The organism is Bradyrhizobium sp. USDA 10063 (genome assembly GCF_054063735.1).
The window spans coordinates 6,497,744-6,515,098 of record NZ_JBSSGP010000002.1 but is presented as its reverse complement, the minus strand read 5'-3'; the positions used below and the strand labels follow the sequence as shown (position 1 = coordinate 6,515,098).

At 63.8% G+C, this 17,355-nt stretch carries 14 protein-coding genes and 1 pseudogene; 6 read left to right on the top strand and 9 right to left on the bottom strand.

Features of this window, described 5'->3' with window-relative positions; all coding sequences use genetic code 11:
- Positions 1–69: 69 nt before the first annotated feature.
- From ACVJGD_RS32770 to ACVJGD_RS32745, 6 genes and pseudogenes are all read right to left on the bottom strand, one after another.
- A pseudogene (locus ACVJGD_RS32770) lies at positions 70–1,269 on the bottom strand (ABC transporter substrate-binding protein).
- 76 nt (positions 1,270–1,345) lie between these two features.
- Positions 1,346–3,184 (bottom strand): AMP-dependent synthetase/ligase, encoded by a 1,839-nt coding sequence (locus ACVJGD_RS32765; protein ID WP_456638081.1) that lies wholly within the window; start codon positions 3,182–3,184, stop codon positions 1,346–1,348.
- A gap of 90 nt (positions 3,185–3,274) precedes the next feature.
- Positions 3,275–4,063 (bottom strand): ABC transporter ATP-binding protein, encoded by a 789-nt coding sequence (locus tag ACVJGD_RS32760; RefSeq protein WP_456638080.1) that lies wholly within the window; start codon positions 4,061–4,063, stop codon positions 3,275–3,277.
- A gap of 4 nt (positions 4,064–4,067) precedes the next feature.
- Positions 4,068–4,826: an ABC transporter ATP-binding protein gene (locus ACVJGD_RS32755; protein ID WP_456638079.1), complete on the bottom strand. Its 759-nt coding sequence runs from the start codon at positions 4,824–4,826 to the stop codon at positions 4,068–4,070.
- Complete coding sequence (locus ACVJGD_RS32750) at positions 4,823–5,974, bottom strand: branched-chain amino acid ABC transporter permease (RefSeq protein ID WP_456638078.1); 1,152 nt, start codon at positions 5,972–5,974, stop codon at positions 4,823–4,825. The genes ACVJGD_RS32755 and ACVJGD_RS32750 overlap by 4 nt, the downstream gene beginning before the upstream one ends.
- Positions 5,975–5,979: 5 nt before the next feature.
- Positions 5,980–6,855: a branched-chain amino acid ABC transporter permease gene (locus ACVJGD_RS32745; protein WP_454621590.1), complete on the bottom strand. Its 876-nt coding sequence runs from the start codon at positions 6,853–6,855 to the stop codon at positions 5,980–5,982.
- A 296-nt stretch (positions 6,856–7,151) separates the two neighbouring features.
- Between ACVJGD_RS32745 and ACVJGD_RS32740 the strand changes: the two genes are divergently transcribed.
- The 3 genes from ACVJGD_RS32740 (at position 7,152) to ACVJGD_RS32730 (ending at position 10,485) form a co-directional block, all read left to right on the top strand.
- Entirely contained in the window at positions 7,152–7,904 is a 753-nt protein-coding gene (locus tag ACVJGD_RS32740; RefSeq protein ID WP_456638077.1) for an ABC transporter ATP-binding protein, read from the top strand.
- Entirely contained in the window at positions 7,901–9,424 is a 1,524-nt protein-coding gene (locus ACVJGD_RS32735; RefSeq protein ID WP_456638076.1) for a permease, read from the top strand. Before ACVJGD_RS32740 ends, ACVJGD_RS32735 begins: the two co-directional genes overlap by 4 nt.
- A 248-nt stretch (positions 9,425–9,672) precedes the next feature.
- Entirely contained in the window at positions 9,673–10,485 is an 813-nt protein-coding gene (locus ACVJGD_RS32730) for an MBL fold metallo-hydrolase (protein ID WP_456638075.1), read from the top strand.
- A 63-nt stretch (positions 10,486–10,548) separates the two neighbouring features.
- Here ACVJGD_RS32730 and ACVJGD_RS32725 read toward each other — a convergent pair whose 3' ends face one another.
- Together ACVJGD_RS32725 and pcaB are read right to left on the bottom strand one after the other, a co-directional pair.
- Complete coding sequence (locus ACVJGD_RS32725; RefSeq protein WP_456638074.1) at positions 10,549–11,805, bottom strand: aminopeptidase; 1,257 nt, start codon at positions 11,803–11,805, stop codon at positions 10,549–10,551.
- Between the two features lie 55 nt (positions 11,806–11,860).
- Positions 11,861–13,222: a 3-carboxy-cis,cis-muconate cycloisomerase gene (pcaB, locus tag ACVJGD_RS32720; protein WP_456638073.1), complete on the bottom strand. Its 1,362-nt coding sequence runs from the start codon at positions 13,220–13,222 to the stop codon at positions 11,861–11,863.
- 841 nt (positions 13,223–14,063) lie between these two features.
- On the opposite strand from pcaB, the gene ACVJGD_RS32715 reads away from it, so the two are divergent.
- Positions 14,064–15,014, top strand: a complete 951-nt coding sequence (locus ACVJGD_RS32715; RefSeq protein ID WP_456638072.1) for a hypothetical protein — start codon at positions 14,064–14,066, stop codon at positions 15,012–15,014.
- Positions 15,015–15,030: 16 nt separating this feature from the next.
- On the opposite strand, the gene ACVJGD_RS32710 is transcribed toward ACVJGD_RS32715, so the two are convergent.
- The gene (locus ACVJGD_RS32710; protein WP_456638071.1) at positions 15,031–15,171 is read right to left on the bottom strand and encodes a hypothetical protein; all 141 of its coding nucleotides are present in this window, start codon (positions 15,169–15,171) and stop codon (positions 15,031–15,033) included.
- Positions 15,172–15,530: 359 nt separating this feature from the next.
- Here ACVJGD_RS32710 and ACVJGD_RS32705 point away from each other — a divergent pair, with 359 nt between their 5' ends.
- Positions 15,531–15,713: a hypothetical protein gene (locus tag ACVJGD_RS32705; RefSeq protein WP_456638070.1), complete on the top strand. Its 183-nt coding sequence runs from the start codon at positions 15,531–15,533 to the stop codon at positions 15,711–15,713.
- 322 nt (positions 15,714–16,035) lie between these two features.
- Positions 16,036–17,211, top strand: a complete 1,176-nt coding sequence (locus ACVJGD_RS32700; RefSeq protein ID WP_456638069.1) for an NnrS family protein — start codon at positions 16,036–16,038, stop codon at positions 17,209–17,211.
- Positions 17,212–17,355 lie beyond the last annotated feature (144 nt).

Sequence of the window (17,355 nt, the reverse complement as noted above, 5' to 3'; positions counted from 1 at the left end):
GCAATCCATGCCGCAACGCGCGGAAAAATGGATTGCTTCGTCGCTACGCTCCTCGCAATGACGGTGTCCTCAGAACGACAGGCTGTCCTTCATCAGCACCCAGCGGCCGTTCTTGATCTGCTGCACCTGGGTGATGGTGTTGGCGAGGTGGTCGGTCTTGGAGAACTTGGTCGGCGGCGAATTGAAGATGTCGAGGAACTTTTCGCCCGACTCCAGCGAATCCAGCATCTTCTGGCCAGTCAGATCCTTGCCCGCCTTCTGCGCATAGAACGCGAACGTCGTCACCGCGTTGTAGCCGATGATCGCCTGCGTGTTGGCGTCGGTGCCGAACATCTTCTTGTAGTTGACGAGCCAATCCTTCACCTTGCCCTTGGCGGTGTCCTCATAGGGAATCTCGAAGCCGGACGCCGCATAGAGACCCTCCACCGCTTCCTTGCCGAGCGCCGGCACTTCGAGCACGTTGGTCGGCGTCGCGCCGAGGAAGGTCACGTCCCAGCCGAGCTTCCTGGCTTCACTCATCGCGCCGATGGTCTCGCGGATCACGGTGCCGAGCACGACGAGGTCGCAGCCATCGGACTTCATCTTGGCGACCTGCGCGCTGAAGTCCGAGGCGCCGCGCTTGTAGCTCGTGATCGAAGCCGGCTGCAGCTTCATCGCCGCGACCTGCTGGGTGAAGCCGTCGAGCACGTTTTTGCCGTACTCGTCATCCTGATGCATGATGCAGGGCTTCTTCGGGTTCTTCAGCTCCACCATGTATTTGAGCGCGGCGCGCGTGCTCTCGACATAGGGCAGAAGATTGTTGAACTTCAGCCGCTCCTGCGGCTTGCTCGGATCGAACTTGAAGGTGAATTCGGCCGCCGTCAGCGGGAAGAGCTGGAGCACGCCAGCGTCGAACAGTACGTCCTGCGCGGCCAGGACGGTCGGTGAGCCCATCGGACCGATCATCGCAAAGATCTTGTCGCGTTCGACCATCTTCTGCGAGGCCAGCACCGCCTTCTTCGGATCGTAGCCGCTGTCCTCCAGGATCATCTTGATCTTGCGGCCGTTGATGCCGCCGGCAGCGTTGATCTCCTCCACCGCCATCTTCATGCCGTTGGAGACCGGCACGCCTCACACCTTGATCGGACCGGACAGGTCCTGATGGGTACCGATGACGATCTCGTTCGCCGAGATACCTTCATTGGTGACCTTGGTTTGCGCCGACGCCGGCAGGTGGGTCAGCGCCAGCGCACCCACCGCAAGGCCCAATGCCTTGAACGCTTTCGACATAATGATCCTCCTCTCCATGGCCCATATCGAGCGAAGGACCGGGCCTGTTTGGCTCCTTCGCTTTTCTCAATTTCGCCTATGCCACGGCGCGCTCGCCGTACATCGCCTCGATCTCGGCGGCGTAACGCTTGTTCACGAAGCTGCGCTTCAGCTTCATGGTCGGTGTCAATTCCTCGTCCTCGGGCGTGAGCTGCCGCTCGATCAGATAGAACTTCTTGATGGTCTCGACGCGCGCGAAATTGGCATTCACGGCCTCGATCTCGCGGTGGATCAGGTCCTGGATCTCCGGCGCTCGGCACAGGCTGGCGTAGTTGGTGAAGGGGATGTCGTGATCCTGGGCGTATTTCTCGACATTCTCCTGGTCGATCATCACGAGGCAGGTGAGGTAAGGACGCTTGTCGCCGACCACCACCGCGTCCGAAACATAGGGCGAGAATTTGAGCTGGTTCTCGATTTCCGACGGCGTGATGTTCTTGCCGCCGGAGGTGACGATGATGTCCTTCATCCGGTCGGTGATCTTGACGTAGCCCTCGTTGTCGATCGTGCCGACATCGCCGGTGTGCAACCAGCCCCTGGCGTCGATGGTTTCGGCGGTCTTCTCGGGCTGGTTGAGATAGCCCATGAACAGGAAGTCGCCGCGGATCAGGATCTCGCCCTTAGGGCAGATCATCACCTCGCCCCAGGGGGCGGCCTTGCCAACCGAGCCGAGCTTGATGCGCTCGGTCGGCATGATGGTGGCGACGCCGCAATTCTCGGTCTGGCCATAGACCTCGCGCATGTCGATGCCGAGCGCGAGATACCAGCGGATCAGGTCGGGCGCGATCGGCGCGGCGCCCGTGAACGCGATCCGGCAGCGGTCGAGACCGAGCATGCGGCGGATGTTGCGGAACACCAGCCAATAGGCCAGTTGATTGGCAAAGCGCAGCGGCAGCGGCGGTTGCTCGCCTTCCAGGCGGCAGTCGGTCATGCGATAGCCGATCGCCATCGCGCGGCGGTAGACCCAGTTCTGGAACGGGGTCGCATCCTTCAGCGCGATGGTGATGCCCGAGTAGAATTTCTCCCAGACCCTGGGCACGGCCAGAAACGCGGTCGGCTGCACTTCGCGCAGATTGTCGGGCACGGTCTCGGGACTTTCGGCGAAATTCATCACCGATCCCAGCGCGACCGAGACGTAATAGCCGCCGACGCGCTCGGCGGCATGGCAGAGCGGCAGGAACACCAGCCGCTCTTCGTGGTCGGTCGACGGGAAGAGGTCGTTGGCGTGGCGCATCTGATGCGTCACGCTGCGGTTGGCGTGCATCGCGCCCTTCGGCGGACCCGTGGTGCCCGAGGTATAGACGAGGATCGCAAGATCGGAGCTAGCCCGGCTTCCGATCATCTCGTCCCACAGCGCCTCTCTGCCCTGCGCATGATTGCGGCCGAGCGCGGTGAATTCGGCGAGCGACATCACCATGGGATCGGAGAAGCCGCTCAGGCCCTCCATGTCGAAGACGACGATCCGCTCCAGTGTCGGGCAGCGCGAGCGGCAGGTGAGCAGCTTGTCGAGCTGCTCCTCGTCTTCGGCGAAGACCACGCGGGTGCGGGAATCATTGATGAGGTATTCGACCTGGACCGGCGAGTCCGTCGGATAGATGCCGGACGAGACGCCGCCGGCGCAGAGGATGCCCATGTCGGCATAGACCCATTCCGGCACGGTGTTGGCGATGATGGAGGCGACATCACCGGGGCGAAAGCCGATGGCATGCAAGCCGTAGGCGATGTCCTTGGATATCTGCAGCCACTCGCGCCAGCTCGTCGGCTGCCAGATGCCGAATTTCTTCTCGCGGATCGCGGGCCTGTCGCCACGCGTCTCCACCGCCAGCAGAAAACTCCTCGCGATCGTGTCGGCGACCGTCAGCACTGCCGGTCCGGCCATGCCCGTTCCCTCCTCTCCTCGCCTGTCGCGACCGCCGACTTTTTCGCCGATCTTTCCGCGACAGGCCTTCAATCTACCGCCAAGTCCCTCTCAACGCCATGTTTTCTTCTTTTTCCAGCGTCGCTCCCCGCGGGCACCCGCTTCCTTGGCGCCGAGATAGAACTCCTGGATATCCTGTGAATGCATCAACCGCTCGCAGGTGTCGTTCATCACGATACGGCCGATCTCCAGTACATAGCCATAATGCGCTGTCTCCAGCGCGACCTTGGCGTTCTGTTCGACCAGGAGGATCGACATGCCCTGCTCTTCGTTGACCCGGCGGATGATGGCGAAGATCTCCTTCACCAGGATCGGCGACAGCCCGAGCGATGGCTCGTCCAGCAGAAGCAGCGTCGGACGGTTCATCAGCGCCCGCCCGATCGCAAGCATCTGCTGCTCGCCGCCGGAGAGCTGGCCGGCCGGCTGGTCGATCCGCTCCTTCAGCCGCGGAAAATAGCCGTAGACGCGCTCCAGATCCTCGGCGACGCCCTCGCGGTCGCTGCGTGGATAGGCGCCCATCATCAGGTTCTCGCGCACCGACAGGAACGGAAACACCTCGCGCCCTTCCGGCACATGGCTCAAACCCAGCCGCACGATCTTGTCGGCCTCCATGCGCTGGATCGGCCTCCCTAAGAACTCGATCGAGCCCTTCTGCGGATCGAGGATGCCGGAAATCGTCTTCAGCACCGTGGTCTTGCCGGCGCCGTTGGCGCCGAGCAGCGTGACGATCCTGCCGCGCGGCACTTCCAGGCTGATGCCGCGGATGGCCATGATCGGCCCGTAATAGCTCTCGATGTTGCTAAGCTTCAGGATGGTCTCGGGCGTGATGGTGGCAATCATGGCCTCACGCTCCGAGATAGGCGGCGACGACGTCGGGATGCTGCTGCACCTCGGACGGCGAGCCCATCGCCAGCACACGACCATAGTTCAGCGCGATCACGCGATCGGAGACGCGGTTCACCAGCGTCATGTCGTGCTCGACCATCAGGACGGTGATGCCGAGCTCGGATTTCATGTCGCGGATCCAGAACGACATGTCGTCGGTCTCTTCCACGTTCAGCCCCGACGATGGCTCGTCCAGCAGAATCAGCTTCGGCTCCGAGCACAGCGCGCGGGCAAGTTCGATCACCTTGCGCACGCCGTAAGGAAGTCCGGAGATCAGCTTGTCGCGGTAGGGTTCGAGATCGAGGAACTCGATCACCTGCTCGACGCGGCGGCGATGCACTTTCTCGGTCGCGCGCACGCTCGGCAGGAACAGCAATTCCTGCCAGAGCCGCGTGGTGGAATGGCGGTGACGACCGACCAGCAGATTGCTCAGCACAGTCGCGTTCTCGAACAGTTCGATGTTCTGGAACGTGCGGGCAATGCCGAGCCTGGCGATGTCGTAGGCCGGCTGCTCGGTAATGTCCTGATCCTCGAAGAAGATCTTTCCCGAGGTCGGCGGATAGATGCGCGAGATCAGGTTGAAGATCGAGCTTTTTCCGGCGCCGTTCGGCCCGATGATCGAGAGGATCTCGCCCTTCTCAACCGCGAAGCTCACGGCATCGACCGCCTTGAGGCCGCCGAAGTGAAGCGAGAGGTTCTCGGCGCGGAAATAGCTCATCGGTTCCGCTCCGATTTCACATAGATCTTCTGCCGCTTGAAGGTGGCGCGCTTGTAGAGCGGGAATAGCTGGAAGAAGAGCTTGATCTTCAGCCAGCGGCCGTAAAGGCCGAGCGGCTCGAACAGCACGAACAGCACGATGATGATGCCGTAGATCGCGCCCCTCAGGCCGTTGGCCGAGGCAAAGGCCGCGATCGCATCCTGGATGTGCGCGGCGCGCTCCGTGCCGGCGCCGAGGGTCGCAGCGAGGCTTGCGATCACGCCGGGCATGTCGTCCTTCAGGTAGGTCAGGAACGGATCGATCATTACCAGGAAGATCGCGCCCAGCACCGCACCGTGCAAGCTGAAGGTGCCGCCGATCAGGATCACGATGATGAACTCGATCGAGAGCTGCAGGGTGAACATCTCCGGGCTGATGAAGGAGAGCTTGTGCGCGAACAGCACGCCGGCAAGGCCCGTGATGGCAGCGCTGATCGCAAAGGACTTCACCTTGTAGAGCGAGACGTTGATGCCCATGCTGCGTGCCGCCGTTTCGCTGTCGCGGATCGCGACGAAGGCGCGGCCGGTCGGCGAGCGCAGCAGGTTCAGCGAGCCGACGATGGTCAGCACCAGCACAGCCAGGCAGAGATAGTAGAAGGTCGGCCCGTCGCGCGGTACAGCGACGCCCAGGAAATAGAGCGTCTTGACCCGCATGCCCTCATTGCCGTGGGTCACGCTCTCCCAGCGCGCCAGGATTTCCTCGACGATGAAGGCAAAGGAGATGGTGGCGATGACGAGATAGATCCCCTGCAGCCGGAGCGCCGGGAATCCGACGAGCGCACCGACCACGCCGGTGAGCAGCCCCGCCGCCAGGAAATAGACGGGAAAGGGCACGTTGAACTGCTGCAGATAGGCGGCGGTGTAGGCGCCGATCGCGAGAAAAGCCGCGTGCCCCAGCGAGGCTTGGCCAGTGAAGCCGGTGAGGATCAGCAGTCCCACGCCAACGATCGCGTAGATGCAGACGAAGACGAGCTGGCTCATCAGATAGCTCGAGAGCACGTAGGGCGCGATCAGGAGCAACGCGAGCAGAAGTCCATAGGAGAAGACGTAACCCGAATGCGGGAACAGCTTGATGTCGTCTTCGTAGTCGGTCTTGAACAGGAACCGCATGCCGCTCAAACCTTCTTGCGCACGTGAAGGCCGAACAGGCCTTCGGGCTTCAGCAGCAGCACCGCGAGCAGCACGATGTAGGGCGCGACGTCCTTCCATCCTTGCGGCAGGTAGAAGCCCGCCATGCTCTCGATCACCCCGATCAGCACGCCGCCGACCACAGCGCCGGGGATCGATCCAAAGCCGCCGAGAACAGCGGCCGGAAATGCCTTCAATCCCAGCACCAGGCCGACATTGGAGTGGATGAAGGTGATCGGCGCCAGCAGCACCCCGGCGCAGGTGGCGACCGCCGCCGAGATCGCCCACACGATGGAGACCACGCGCTTGACCGGGATGCCCATGTAATAGGCGGCCAGCATGTTCTCCGAGCTCGCCCGCATCGCGGTGCCGAGCGTGGTGCGATTGAAGAACAGATAGAGCAGCGCACACAGGATGATCGTCGCTGCGATCACCGACAGCTTGTCGTAGGCCAGCACGAGGCTGCCGATCCGCAGCACGCCCTGGCTGAACGGTGTCTCGATCTTGAAGTCGTCGGTACCCCAGATGATGCCGGCAACCGAGCGCAGGAAATAGCCGAGCCCGATGGTCGCCATGATGATGGAGAACTGCGGATAGCCGAGGATCGGCCGCACCACCAGCCGCTCCGCCAGCATGCCGAACAACGCCATCGCCGCCACCGCGCCGGCAAAGCCGAGCCAGTAGTTGAGGCCGAGCATGCCGATGAAGGTGAAGGCGAAAAAGCCGCCGAGCATCATCAGATCGCCCTGGGCGAAATTGACGACCTCGGTTGCCTTGTAAACGAGCACGAAGCCGAGCGCGATCAGGCCGTAGACGCAGCCAAGCGCAATGCCGCTGACGAGCTGCTGAACGAAGTCCAGCATGGCCATCTCCCTCCCCCGAGGCAGGGCGATTCTATCGATCGCCTTTTCCGCCTCTTGTGTCTACGCGCTATCCAGCGTGTGTCTGCGCCGTAGCCCGCTCGGCCGTCATTCAGCCCCAAAGCGCAGACTCCTGTCAACAAAGCGCTGATGCCTGCCCCTTGGCATAACGGCGCAGAAATGCCGCAGCCCGTAGTTCTCCGGCATTGCCCGCGATTTGCGGCCTTCGATTCACCGCGCCGAAACGCTTTTCGGCCCATGGTCCGCCACCAGGACTCAACCCGGACCGTCCCCACATCATGCCATCAGATCCGCCAGCACTCGGAGTGCGAGGGTTAACCAAGCGTTTTGACCGGCCGGCGGTCGACGCGCTCGATCTCACCGTGCGGGCCGGCGAGTTCTACGCGCTGCTCGGGCCGAACGGCGCCGGCAAGACCACAACGCTGCGGATGGTCGCCGGCCTGCTCAAGCCCGATGCCGGCTCGGTCTCGATCTTCGGCATCGATGCGCTGTCCGATCCGATCGCCGCCAAGCAGATCATGGCCTGGGTGTCGGATGAGCCGATGGTCTACGACAAGCTCACCCCCCTCGAATATCTGGAATTCGTCGCCGGCCTCTGGGGCATCGATGTCAGCCTTTCCGAACGGTCAGCCCACGACCTCCTCGTCTCGCTCGGACTCGAGCCGCATCTGCACGAGCGTTGCGAGGGGTTTTCGAAAGGCATGCGCCAGAAGGTGGCGCTCGCCGGCGCGCTGGTCCACGACCCGCGCCTGATCATCCTCGACGAGCCCCTGACCGGCCTCGACGCGCTCTCCGCCCGCCACGTCAAGGGCCTGTTGGAGGAGCGCGTGCGCGCCGGCTCCACCGTGATCATGACCACGCATATCCTTGAGGTCGCCGAGCGGATGGCCGACCGCATCGGCGTCATCGCCAATGGCAGGCTCGTGGCCGAAGGCACTCTCGCGGAGCTGCGCCAGCAGAATGGCCGGGGCGATACCAGCCTCGAAGACGTCTTCATCGCCCTCGTCGAGACCGAGGCGGCCGCGGCATGAGTTCGGCCACCGACCTCACCTGGTTCGCCCGGCACGAGATCCGGCTCGCCTGGCGCGAATGGCTGGCGATGATGACGGGCGGCCGGCGCCGGCGCAGGCGCGCGGTGATCGGCCTGCTCATTTTCGCCGCCATCCTGCATCTGCCGGCCTATGCGCTGGTCGGCCGTTTTGCCGAGCTGACACTGCCGCTCGACAAACCGGCGCTGATCGTGATGTCGTCGACAATCTTCCTCGCCTGGGCGCTGATGCTTTCGCAGGCGGTCGAATCGGTGACGCGGGTGTTCTATGCCCGCGCCGACCTCGATCTGATCATGTCGTCGCCGGTCCGGCTGACAAATATCTTCTCGGTCCGCATCGCCGCGATCGCCTTGCAAGTCACCGGCATGGCGCTGCTGTTCTCGACGCCGTTTGTCGACGTATTGGTGATCGGCGGCGGACCGCGCTGGCTTGCCGCCTTCGGCGTCGTCATCGCGATCGGCTTTTCGGCGGCGGCAGTCGCGGTCGCCATCACGGTGGCGCTGTTCCGCCTGATCGGCCCGCGCCGGACCCGGCTGGTGGCACAAGTGCTGGCCGCGATCATCGGCGCCGGCTTCGTCATCGCGCTGCAGATCGCCGCGATCCTCTCTTACGGCACCCTGTCCCGTTTCACCGTGCTGACCTCCGATACCGTGGCTGGTTTTGCGCCCGATACCACCAGCATGCTGTGGTGGTCGGCACGGGCGATGGTCGGCGACAGCGAGGCGCTGCTGCTCCTGCTCGCCTTCAGCCTCGTGCTGCTCGGCGTCGTGATCGCGGTCTTCTCGCCGCGCTTTGCCGATACCATCGTCAGCATTTCGGCGAACCCGACGATGGCCAGCCGAAAGACCAAGGTACGGACATTCCAGCGCGGCTCGCGCCAGCAGGCGCTGCGCTGGAAAGAGTTCGTGCTGCTGCGGCGTGATCCCTGGCTGCTGTCGCAAAGCCTGATGCAACTGCTCTACCTCGTGCCGCCGGCGCTGATGCTGTGGCGGAGCTTTTCCGACGGCTCCGCCGGCCTGATGCTGATCACGCCTGTCATCGTGATGGCGGCGGGCCAGCTCGCCGGCGGCCTCGCCTGGCTGACGATATCCGGCGAGGACGCCGCCGACCTGATCGCGACCGCGCCGCTTGCGCCGTCCCAGGTGATCCGCGCCAAGATCGAGGTGGTACTGCTTTCGATCGCGCTCGTGCTCGCGCCTTTCGTCATCGCACTGGCCTTCGCCTCGGCGCTGCAGGCGGCCGTCACCGCGCTCGGCGCGACCATCGCGACGATCTCGGCTGCCACGATCCAGCTCTGGTTCCGCGTGCAGGCCAAACGCAGCCAGTTCCGCCGCCGCCAGACCTCCTCGCGCGTCGCCACCTTCGCCGAAGCCTTCTGCTCGATCGGCTGGGCGGCGACGTCTGCGCTGGCGCTGGTCATGCCGGTTGCGGCCGTCATCACCGGCGCCATGACGCTGGCGGTGCTCGCCTTGACCTGGAAGATCAGTCCGCGGCGGGAGTGATGCACCGTCGTCCCGGGCTTGACCCGGGACCCATAACCACAGGGTTTTGTGGTGTCCTTCGCTGCAACCGGTTGCTTGCGCCACAACACCTCCCTGTGGTTATGGGTCCCGTCTTTCGACGGGACGACAGCGGTGAAAGGCGCGACGTCGATGAAGCAATGACGCCCATAGCCGCGCCAGCAAGACCATGACGTCCCCGGAATTCGACGGTAGAGTGCCGCCGACGTCACCGCCGACGGACCTTGCCCATGTTGCGATCGATCCTCGTCGCCTTTGCCCTGCTCGGCTTCCTCAGCATCGCGGCCCATGGGCAGGATGCCCAGCGCAGCGAATGCCTGGCGATGGCCAATGCGCCGCCGCGCGCCACGCCGGTCGGCCTGCGCCGCGTCGCCAAGGCCGACGAGGTCGCGATCACCTATGCCGGGCACTCCACCTATTACATCGATACGCCCGGCGGCATCCGGATCGCGACCGATTACAATGGCGCCTACCGCACCGGACGCCTGCCCGACGTCGTCACCATGAACCGGGCGCACAGCACGCATTACACGCTGTTTCCCGATCCGAAGATCCCGCATGTGCTGCATGGCTGGGGCGAGAACGGACAACCCGCCCACTATTCGATGCGGATCGGCGACGTCTTCATCCGCAATGTCACCACCGACATCCGCCGCTACTATGGCGACGATTCCGGGAGCGAGATGATCAAGGACGGCAACTCGATCTTCATCTTCGAGGTTGCCGGCCTCTGCATCGGCCATCTCGGCCATTTGCACCACAAGCTCGACGAGAGCCATTTCGCGGCGATCGGCCGGCTCGACATCGTGATGGTGCCGATCGACGGCACCTACACCATGTCGCTTGCCGGCGTTTCCGAAATCACCAAGCGCCTGCGCGCCGCCGTGATCATGCCGATGCACCGCTTCGCCACCCCGCTCGACGAGTTCATGCGCCTGATCGGCCAGCAGTTCGAGATCGACCAGCGCAGCGAGCGGAGCTTGCGGATTTCGCGCGATACGCTGCCATCGACGCCGACCGTGATCATCCTCGACGGCGTGTAGAACGCGCGAACCCGGCGGCGAGTTCACTTTCACCTCTCCCGCAAGCGGGAGAGGGAGAACTTGCTACGCCCACTCGCCCTTGCGGAAGACCGGCACGCGGCTGCCGTCGGTCCTGACGCCATCGATGTCGGTCTGGTCGGAGCCGATCATCCAGTCGATATGGATCAGGCTCTGGTTGCCGCCCTGGGCCGCGATCTGCTGCGGGGTCAGCCTGTCGCCGTCGACGAAGCATTTCGAATAGCACTGGCCGAGCGCGATGTGGGAGGCGGCGTTCTCGTCGAACAGCGTGTTGAAAAAGAGCAAACCGCTCTTGGAGATCGGAGAGGAGTGCGGCACCAGCGCCACCTCGCCGAGGCGGCGCGCGCCCTCGTCGGTATCGAGCACTTTCCTCAGCACCTCCTCGCCGCACGAGGCCCTGGCTTCGACGATCCGCCCGTCCTCGAACTTGACCTGGATATTGTCGATCAAGGTGCCCTGGTAGGATAGCGGCTTCGAGCTCACGACGTGACCGCTGACGCGGCGGCAATGCGGGGTGGTGAAAACCTCTTCCGTCGGGATGTTGGCGTTGCAGGTGATGCCGTTCTTGGCAACCGAGGCGCCACCTTCCCATTCATGGCCGTCGGCGAGCCCGATCGTGAGGTCGGTGCCGGGACCGGTATAGTGCAGCGCGTGGAAGCGCTGGCCGTTCAGCCACTCCGTCCGCTCGCGCAACACCGCGTTATGCTTCTCCCAGGCGGCGACTGCGCCGTCCTGATCGACGCGGGAAGCCGCAAAGATCGCATCCGCGAGCTTTGCCACCGCGGTCTCCAGCGGATCGTCGGGGAAAACCTGCTTGGCCCAGGAGGCGCTGGGATAGGCGATGATGTTCCAGTTGACGTCAAAATTGACGATCTTCTCCAGCGCCGGCTGGTAGGCGACCGAATTGGCCTTGCTGGCGCGCGCGACCTTGGTCGGATCCTCCCCCGACAGCAGCATCGGGTTGTCGCCGACCACCGCAAGCCGCGCGGTGTTGGCAGCGAACGCCTTTGCCATGCCCTCATAGAGCCAGTTCGCCGCGCGATCGAAGCTTTCGCTATGGCCATGCCGATAGCGCGCCAGCGTGACCTCCTCGTCCGACAGGATCGGCGTGACCAGGCCGGCGCCGGCCTTGTAGGCATGCACCGCGAGCCGCCGCACCAGCGGCAGCGCCGACGACGGCGCGGTCAGGAGCAGGTCCTGTCCCGGCTGCAATCCAAGCCCGACCTTGATGGCGACCTCGGCGAGACGGTCGAGCTTTTCGGGATCGATTGCGGCGGAAAGGTTGCGTTGGGATGCGGTCATTCGGGATCCTTGAAATCAGTGGCTTTGGCAGAGATAGGCGAACGGCGCGGCCCCTTCAACGTTTCACTGCGGACAGCACCCGGTCCACCATTTCGGGTGCAAGCCCGAGATAATTTTTCGGTGATGTCAGCCGCTCGATCGTCCCCCGATCGATGCGGCTTGAGACCCGCGGATCGGCCGAGAGCGCATCCGCCAGCGTCATGTTTTTGTCGTTGGCGACGCGGCAGGCATCATAGACGACGTCATGCGCTTCCTGGCGGCCGATCTCGGGCGCAAGCCCCATCATCACGGCTTCCGCGACGATGAGCCCGCGGCTGAGGTCGAGATTGTCGGCCATCTTCTTCGCATCGACAATCAGCCCGCCGAGCGCGAACTTGGCCTGGTGCAGGCTGCCTGCGGTCAGCACGAAACTCTCGGGGAGCGCGATCCATTCGGCATGCCAGGGGCCGGTGGCGCGCTCGAAATCCTGCACCATCGCGTCCAGCATCAGCCCTGCATGCTGGCGCACTGCCTTCGCTGCCGCCAGCATCAATTCCGAGGAGATCGGATTGCGCTTCTGCGGCATGGTCGAAGAGGCGCCGCGGCCCTTGACGAAAGGCTCGTAGACTTCGGCGAATTCGGTCGAAGCCATGATCATGATGTCGAGTGCGATCTTGCCGAGGGAACCGGTGACGAGCGCCAGGAAGTTCACCGCTTCCGCGAATCCATCGCGCGCGACATGCCAGGTGGCAACGGGAACGCCGAGGCCGAGTTCCTCGCACAGCGCCTGCTGCACCTCAAATCCCTTGTCGCCGAGGGAGGCAAGCGTGCCGGCGGCACCGGCGAACTGGCCGACCAGCAGCCGCGGCTTGAGCTGCGCCAGCCGTTCGGCGTGGCGGTCGAAGGCCGCAAGCCAGATCGCGGCCTTATAGCCGAAGGTGACGGGAAGCGCCTGCTGCAGATGGGTGCGGCCCGCCATCGGCGTATCGCGATAGCGGCGGGAGAGATCGGCCAGGATGGCGCGCAAGGCGGCGATGTCGTCTTCGATGATATCAAAGCCGTCGCGCAATTGCAGGACCACGGCGGTGTCCATGATGTCCTGCGTGGTCGCGCCCCAATGCACGTAACGGCCGGCTTCGCCGCATTGCTTGGCGAGCTGATGCACCAGCGGCAGGATCGGGTAGCCGACGATGTCGGTCTCCTGCCGCAACAGGTCGAAATCGAGCGCCGAGATGTTAGTGCGTTTTGCGATCTCTTCCGCAGCTTGTACCGGAATGACGCCGCAGCGCGCCTCGGCTTTTGCCAGCGCGACCTCGACCTCGGCATAGCGCGCGATCAGACGCAGGTCGGAAAATACCTCGCGCATCGCCGACGTGCCGAAGGCGTCGCGGAACAGGACGGAATCGAGGACGGTGGTCGCAGCAGGAAGGACGGGCATGGCGGGCGTTTCGCTTTGTGTTGTGGTTGGCGGAGGCAGCGTAGCGCAATATCGGTGTGCGTAGTTAGGACGCAGGCGCAAGGCCGGATTTCGTAGGGTGGGCAAAGCGTAGCGTGCCCACCATCCAGCGCCGCGCTCGCGATGGTGGGCACGCTTCGCTTTGCCCACCCTACCGCTGTCGCATTTCGCACCACAGGGAGCTGTTGTGGCGCGAGCGAGCGGTTGCAGCGGAGCACACGACAACGGCCTGTGGCTATGGGTCCCGGGTCAAGCCCGGGACGACGTGGGGAGAGATCACGATTCAAATTTCAAACAGCGGAGAGGATGTGCGTACGCGTTCTCGCGGCGCATCGCGCCCGAGGTTTGCTTCACTTTCCGCCCTCCTCGATAGCAGAGGGCGCAGGGAAAGCCGGGTGCCGGTTGCACCCGTGGGCCCCGTGCAACAAAAAGCACGGGGGTAGGACCACAGGTCAACCGGAGCAACACCGGCTTTCCCTGCGCGATGGTTTACGGCTTACTTCGTGCTCTCCCCGGTGACCGGGCTCTTTTGCCACCGTCATCTCTCGCGTGAACTTGCTCACGCAAAAAACTTAGCGCCAGCGTCGGGGCGCCAGAACCACACGACTTCGCCGTCCGCGAATGCCACGCTCGTCAGTCGCACGCATCGCGTCCACCGCATCCCACCGCAACGTTCGTGACGATCGCGAGCCGCCCCTCATCCGCCGTGAGACGCGCGGAGTTAAACCACTGATTTGCCCGACGGCGAAAGTGGAATATTTTTGCGAAACGGGCTGGACAGACTTTTGCTGATTTGCCCGTCGGGCAGTTTGGGGCGTGGGCGATGGCGCGTTCGGCGATGCGTATCCGTGAGTTGGAAGCCGCTTTCGGGCATTGCGCCTGGGCGATGGCCGCGCTGATCTTGCTCGGTCTTGCCGCACCGGCGCTTGCCAAGGACAAGGATGACGACGACACGTCCGCCAAGCCGACGCCGACGATCCCTAACATCTACCTCGACCTGCGGACGAACTACGCCAAGATTCCCGCCGGTGCGCTCGCCATCGGCTTCGGCAATACCGTGCTGGTATCGACGCTGCAGACCATCCAGGCGCTCAGCGAGCGCAACCTGCTCCGGACCATTCCGTCCGGCGTGTCCTCGCCGGCGAGCGAGGCGATCGGCGTCGAGTTTCCCCTGACCGTCGACGTCACCGATCAGGTCTCGCTGTTCGGCGGCGTGGCCGCGAGTTCGACCAAGACCGATCTCACCGACTGGTCGTCGTTTGCGGTCAATAGCTGGAATCTCGGCTTCCAGGCCGACCTTCATGAGCAGAATGGCGGATCGTTTCCGACGGTCACGCTGCTCACGACCGTGACGCGCGCGGTGCCGGACGGGCCGCTCGCCACCACCACGTTCAGCAACGTCCTCGAATTCAACTACGCCTTCGACGAAGACGAAACGAAGGGCCTGCTCGCCGGCGTGCAGTACACGGGGGTCGACGTCGATTCCCCGCTCGCGCGGATCAATTCAAGCACTGTCGGCTATGTCGGCGGTTACTATCAGTGGGAGAACAACTGGAAGGTAACAGGCCGCATCGGCCTGCAATCCTTCGGCGGCGCCCAGCTCCTCAATTTGAAGCCGATCGAACAGTTTACCCAACCCGTCCTCCGTCTCGATCTCGACCGGATGGACGACAACGACAACCGCCTGTTCGGCGTCACCGCGCAGATCGTCTGGGTGCCGAAGCCGGCCTATGTGCTGACACTACGGACGCCGCTTTACGCGGTGAGGAATTAGAACGCGCCGCTTACTCTCACGGCATCACGCTGCTGCGGGCCAATTGCTTTATGACCGGCCGTTCGCTATGCGGCGAACCCAGGGCGGTCCAGATCGCGGCGGCCAGCGCCAGCGCGGTCAGGATGTAGGGGGCAGCGTTCGGTCTTCTGTTTTTCATTCGTCTTATCCGGCGCGTGGCCGCGGTTGTTGGACGACAACGACGGTAGCGGGCGACGGTTTCGGAGAATCTTCGGCGCTACATGAAAATGGTGTTGTCGCCGGCGCCATTATTTCGTCGGCTGTGGGCGGATGAAACGGCGTCACGGAAGTACGACATGCGCTGAGAACCGGTGACATCCCGACCTGCTCTAAAATACCGACTGCATCTTCGACCGTTTGCGAGCGACTTCGCTGCACGAATAGTTTGTCGGTATTAGGACGGCGCCGCAACTTAGCCACTAAAAAGTATTTGATTTTGGACGGTGCAATCGTCCATGGCATCTCCTCCATGACGGATTGATGACACGGGGACCTTGTGTGACTGCCCAACCACCAAAGCTTCACGAAAACGGCAAACGTCGCAAATCGGCACAGGAAGAGGTAGCGCGTTCGCTCGAGCGCGAACTGGACCTTCTGGTCGAAGAGCGGAAGGAGCGCGCCCGGCTGCTCGGATTGGATCCGACATTGGCTGCGCCGGACCTCAACAAGCCCGCCGAGTAGCGGACCATCTCGCGCTGGGCAGGCCGATCAACCTGCCCGGACGCAACGGAACCCGAAATTTGCGAGTGATATGCCGGCGGCACAACCGCCGGTTTTATTTTGCGGATGAAATCGGTCATCCAAATGTGGCGCGCCCTGCAGCCGGCCTCCGTCGGCCGTCAGATCTTGCGGAGGGAATGCGGCCCTCGGCCAGCGCGAACAATTTGTGAATCCTCCGGAACGTTGTCCTGACGCAAATCGCGCACGGCCTCGGAGCGCTAAGGCTCAATACGCCCACGCCGAGGCGGGAAGACAGCAACAAGTACATCAGCGGATGCCAGCCATGTCGATCCCAAGGTTGCGCGACTATCAGGGGCCTGCCGTGCTTTCCTACGGCTTCCGTCCGTTCTTCCTGCTCGGCTCGGCCTATGCGGGCGCGATGATCCTGATCTGGCTGCCGGTGTATGAAGGTCATCTGGCGCTGACCACGGCATTCTCGCCGCGCGACTGGCATGTACACGAGATGCTGTTCGGCTATGTCAGCGCCGTGATCGGCGGTTTCCTTCTGACCGCGGTGCCGAACTGGACCGGACGATTGCCGCTGCAAGGCAATTCGCTCGCAGCGCTGGTCTCGGCCTGGATCGCCGGCCGGATCGCGATCTTCCTCTCGGCATCGATCGGATGGGCGGCCAGCGCTGTGATCGACGTCGCGTTCCTCACGCTGCTCGCGATGGCGGCGGCGCGGGAAATCGTGGCGGGACGCAAGTGGAGCAACATCCCGGTGGTAGCGATCGTTTCGCTGTTCTCGCTCGCCAATGCGGCGTTCCACATCGAGGCACATTTCAACGGGCTCGCCGATTATTCGACGCGATTTGCGATCGCGCTGGTGATCATGCTGGTCTCGCTGATCGGCGGCCGCATCGTTCCGAGTTTCACGCGCAACTGGCTGGCGCGCCAATCCGCCGGCCCTATGCCGACGCCATTCGGCCGCTTCGACGGCGTCACGGTCGCACTCGGCGGCATCGCGCTGCTGGCCTGGGTCGCGATGCCGTCGGGCTGGCTCACCGCGGCGCTGCTATTGGCCGCCGGCCTTTTCCACCTGATCCGGCTTGGCCGCTGGGCCGGATACCGGACGCTGTCCGACCGCCTGGTGCTGATCCTGCACCTGGCCTACGCGTTCATACCGGTGGGCTTCATCCTGACCGGGCTCGCCGCCATCGACCTCCTTCCGGTGGGCGCCGGCATCCACGCCTGGACCGGCGGCGCCATCGGCGCGATGACGCTCGCGGTGATGACGCGCGCCACCCTTGGCCATACCGGCCGCGCGCTGCAGGCTTCCGCGGGCACGCAGGCAATCTACGCCGCAATCGTCACCGCCGCGCTCGCACGCATCTGCGCCTCGATCGAACCGGGGCATATGGTCCCGCTGCTGACCGTGGCGGGCGCAGCCTGGGCGATCGCCTTCATCGGCTTCGTTGCGCTCTATGGCCCCGCGCTGTGCTCGCCGCGAAAGGCGTGACGTTTCGACGCGGATTTGCGGCACCCGGGGAACTGATCGACTGCGTGCGAAAGGTGATGCAGCCGTATCCCGTTAGGGGCAATTTCACCAATTCGCATTAATCCTTTCGGAACCATCGGCGGCCGAAGCCGCCAAAAGCTCCAG

Excerpts from the sequence above, each read along its gene's own strand:
- ACVJGD_RS32735 (WP_456638076.1), top strand. The coding sequence starts at position 7,901 with ATGAGTTCGGCCACCGACCTCACCTGGTTCGCCCGGCACGAGATCCGG.
- ACVJGD_RS32750 (WP_456638078.1), bottom strand. The coding sequence starts at position 5,974 with ATGCGGTTCCTGTTCAAGACCGACTACGAAGACGACATCAAGCTGTTC.
- ACVJGD_RS32745 (WP_454621590.1), bottom strand. The coding sequence starts at position 6,855 with ATGCTGGACTTCGTTCAGCAGCTCGTCAGCGGCATTGCGCTTGGCTGC.
- ACVJGD_RS32760 (WP_456638080.1), bottom strand. The coding sequence starts at position 4,063 with ATGATTGCCACCATCACGCCCGAGACCATCCTGAAGCTTAGCAACATC.
- ACVJGD_RS32755 (WP_456638079.1), bottom strand. The coding sequence starts at position 4,826 with ATGAGCTATTTCCGCGCCGAGAACCTCTCGCTTCACTTCGGCGGCCTC.
- ACVJGD_RS32700 (WP_456638069.1), top strand. The coding sequence starts at position 16,036 with ATGTCGATCCCAAGGTTGCGCGACTATCAGGGGCCTGCCGTGCTTTCC.
- ACVJGD_RS32710 (WP_456638071.1), bottom strand. The coding sequence starts at position 15,171 with ATGAAAAACAGAAGACCGAACGCTGCCCCCTACATCCTGACCGCGCTG.
- ACVJGD_RS32730 (WP_456638075.1), top strand. The coding sequence starts at position 9,673 with ATGTTGCGATCGATCCTCGTCGCCTTTGCCCTGCTCGGCTTCCTCAGC.
- pcaB (WP_456638073.1), bottom strand. The coding sequence starts at position 13,222 with ATGCCCGTCCTTCCTGCTGCGACCACCGTCCTCGATTCCGTCCTGTTC.
- ACVJGD_RS32740 (WP_456638077.1), top strand. The coding sequence starts at position 7,152 with ATGCCATCAGATCCGCCAGCACTCGGAGTGCGAGGGTTAACCAAGCGT.
- ACVJGD_RS32715 (WP_456638072.1), top strand. The coding sequence starts at position 14,064 with ATGGCGCGTTCGGCGATGCGTATCCGTGAGTTGGAAGCCGCTTTCGGG.
- ACVJGD_RS32765 (WP_456638081.1), bottom strand. The coding sequence starts at position 3,184 with ATGGCCGGACCGGCAGTGCTGACGGTCGCCGACACGATCGCGAGGAGT.
- ACVJGD_RS32725 (WP_456638074.1), bottom strand. The coding sequence starts at position 11,805 with ATGACCGCATCCCAACGCAACCTTTCCGCCGCAATCGATCCCGAAAAG.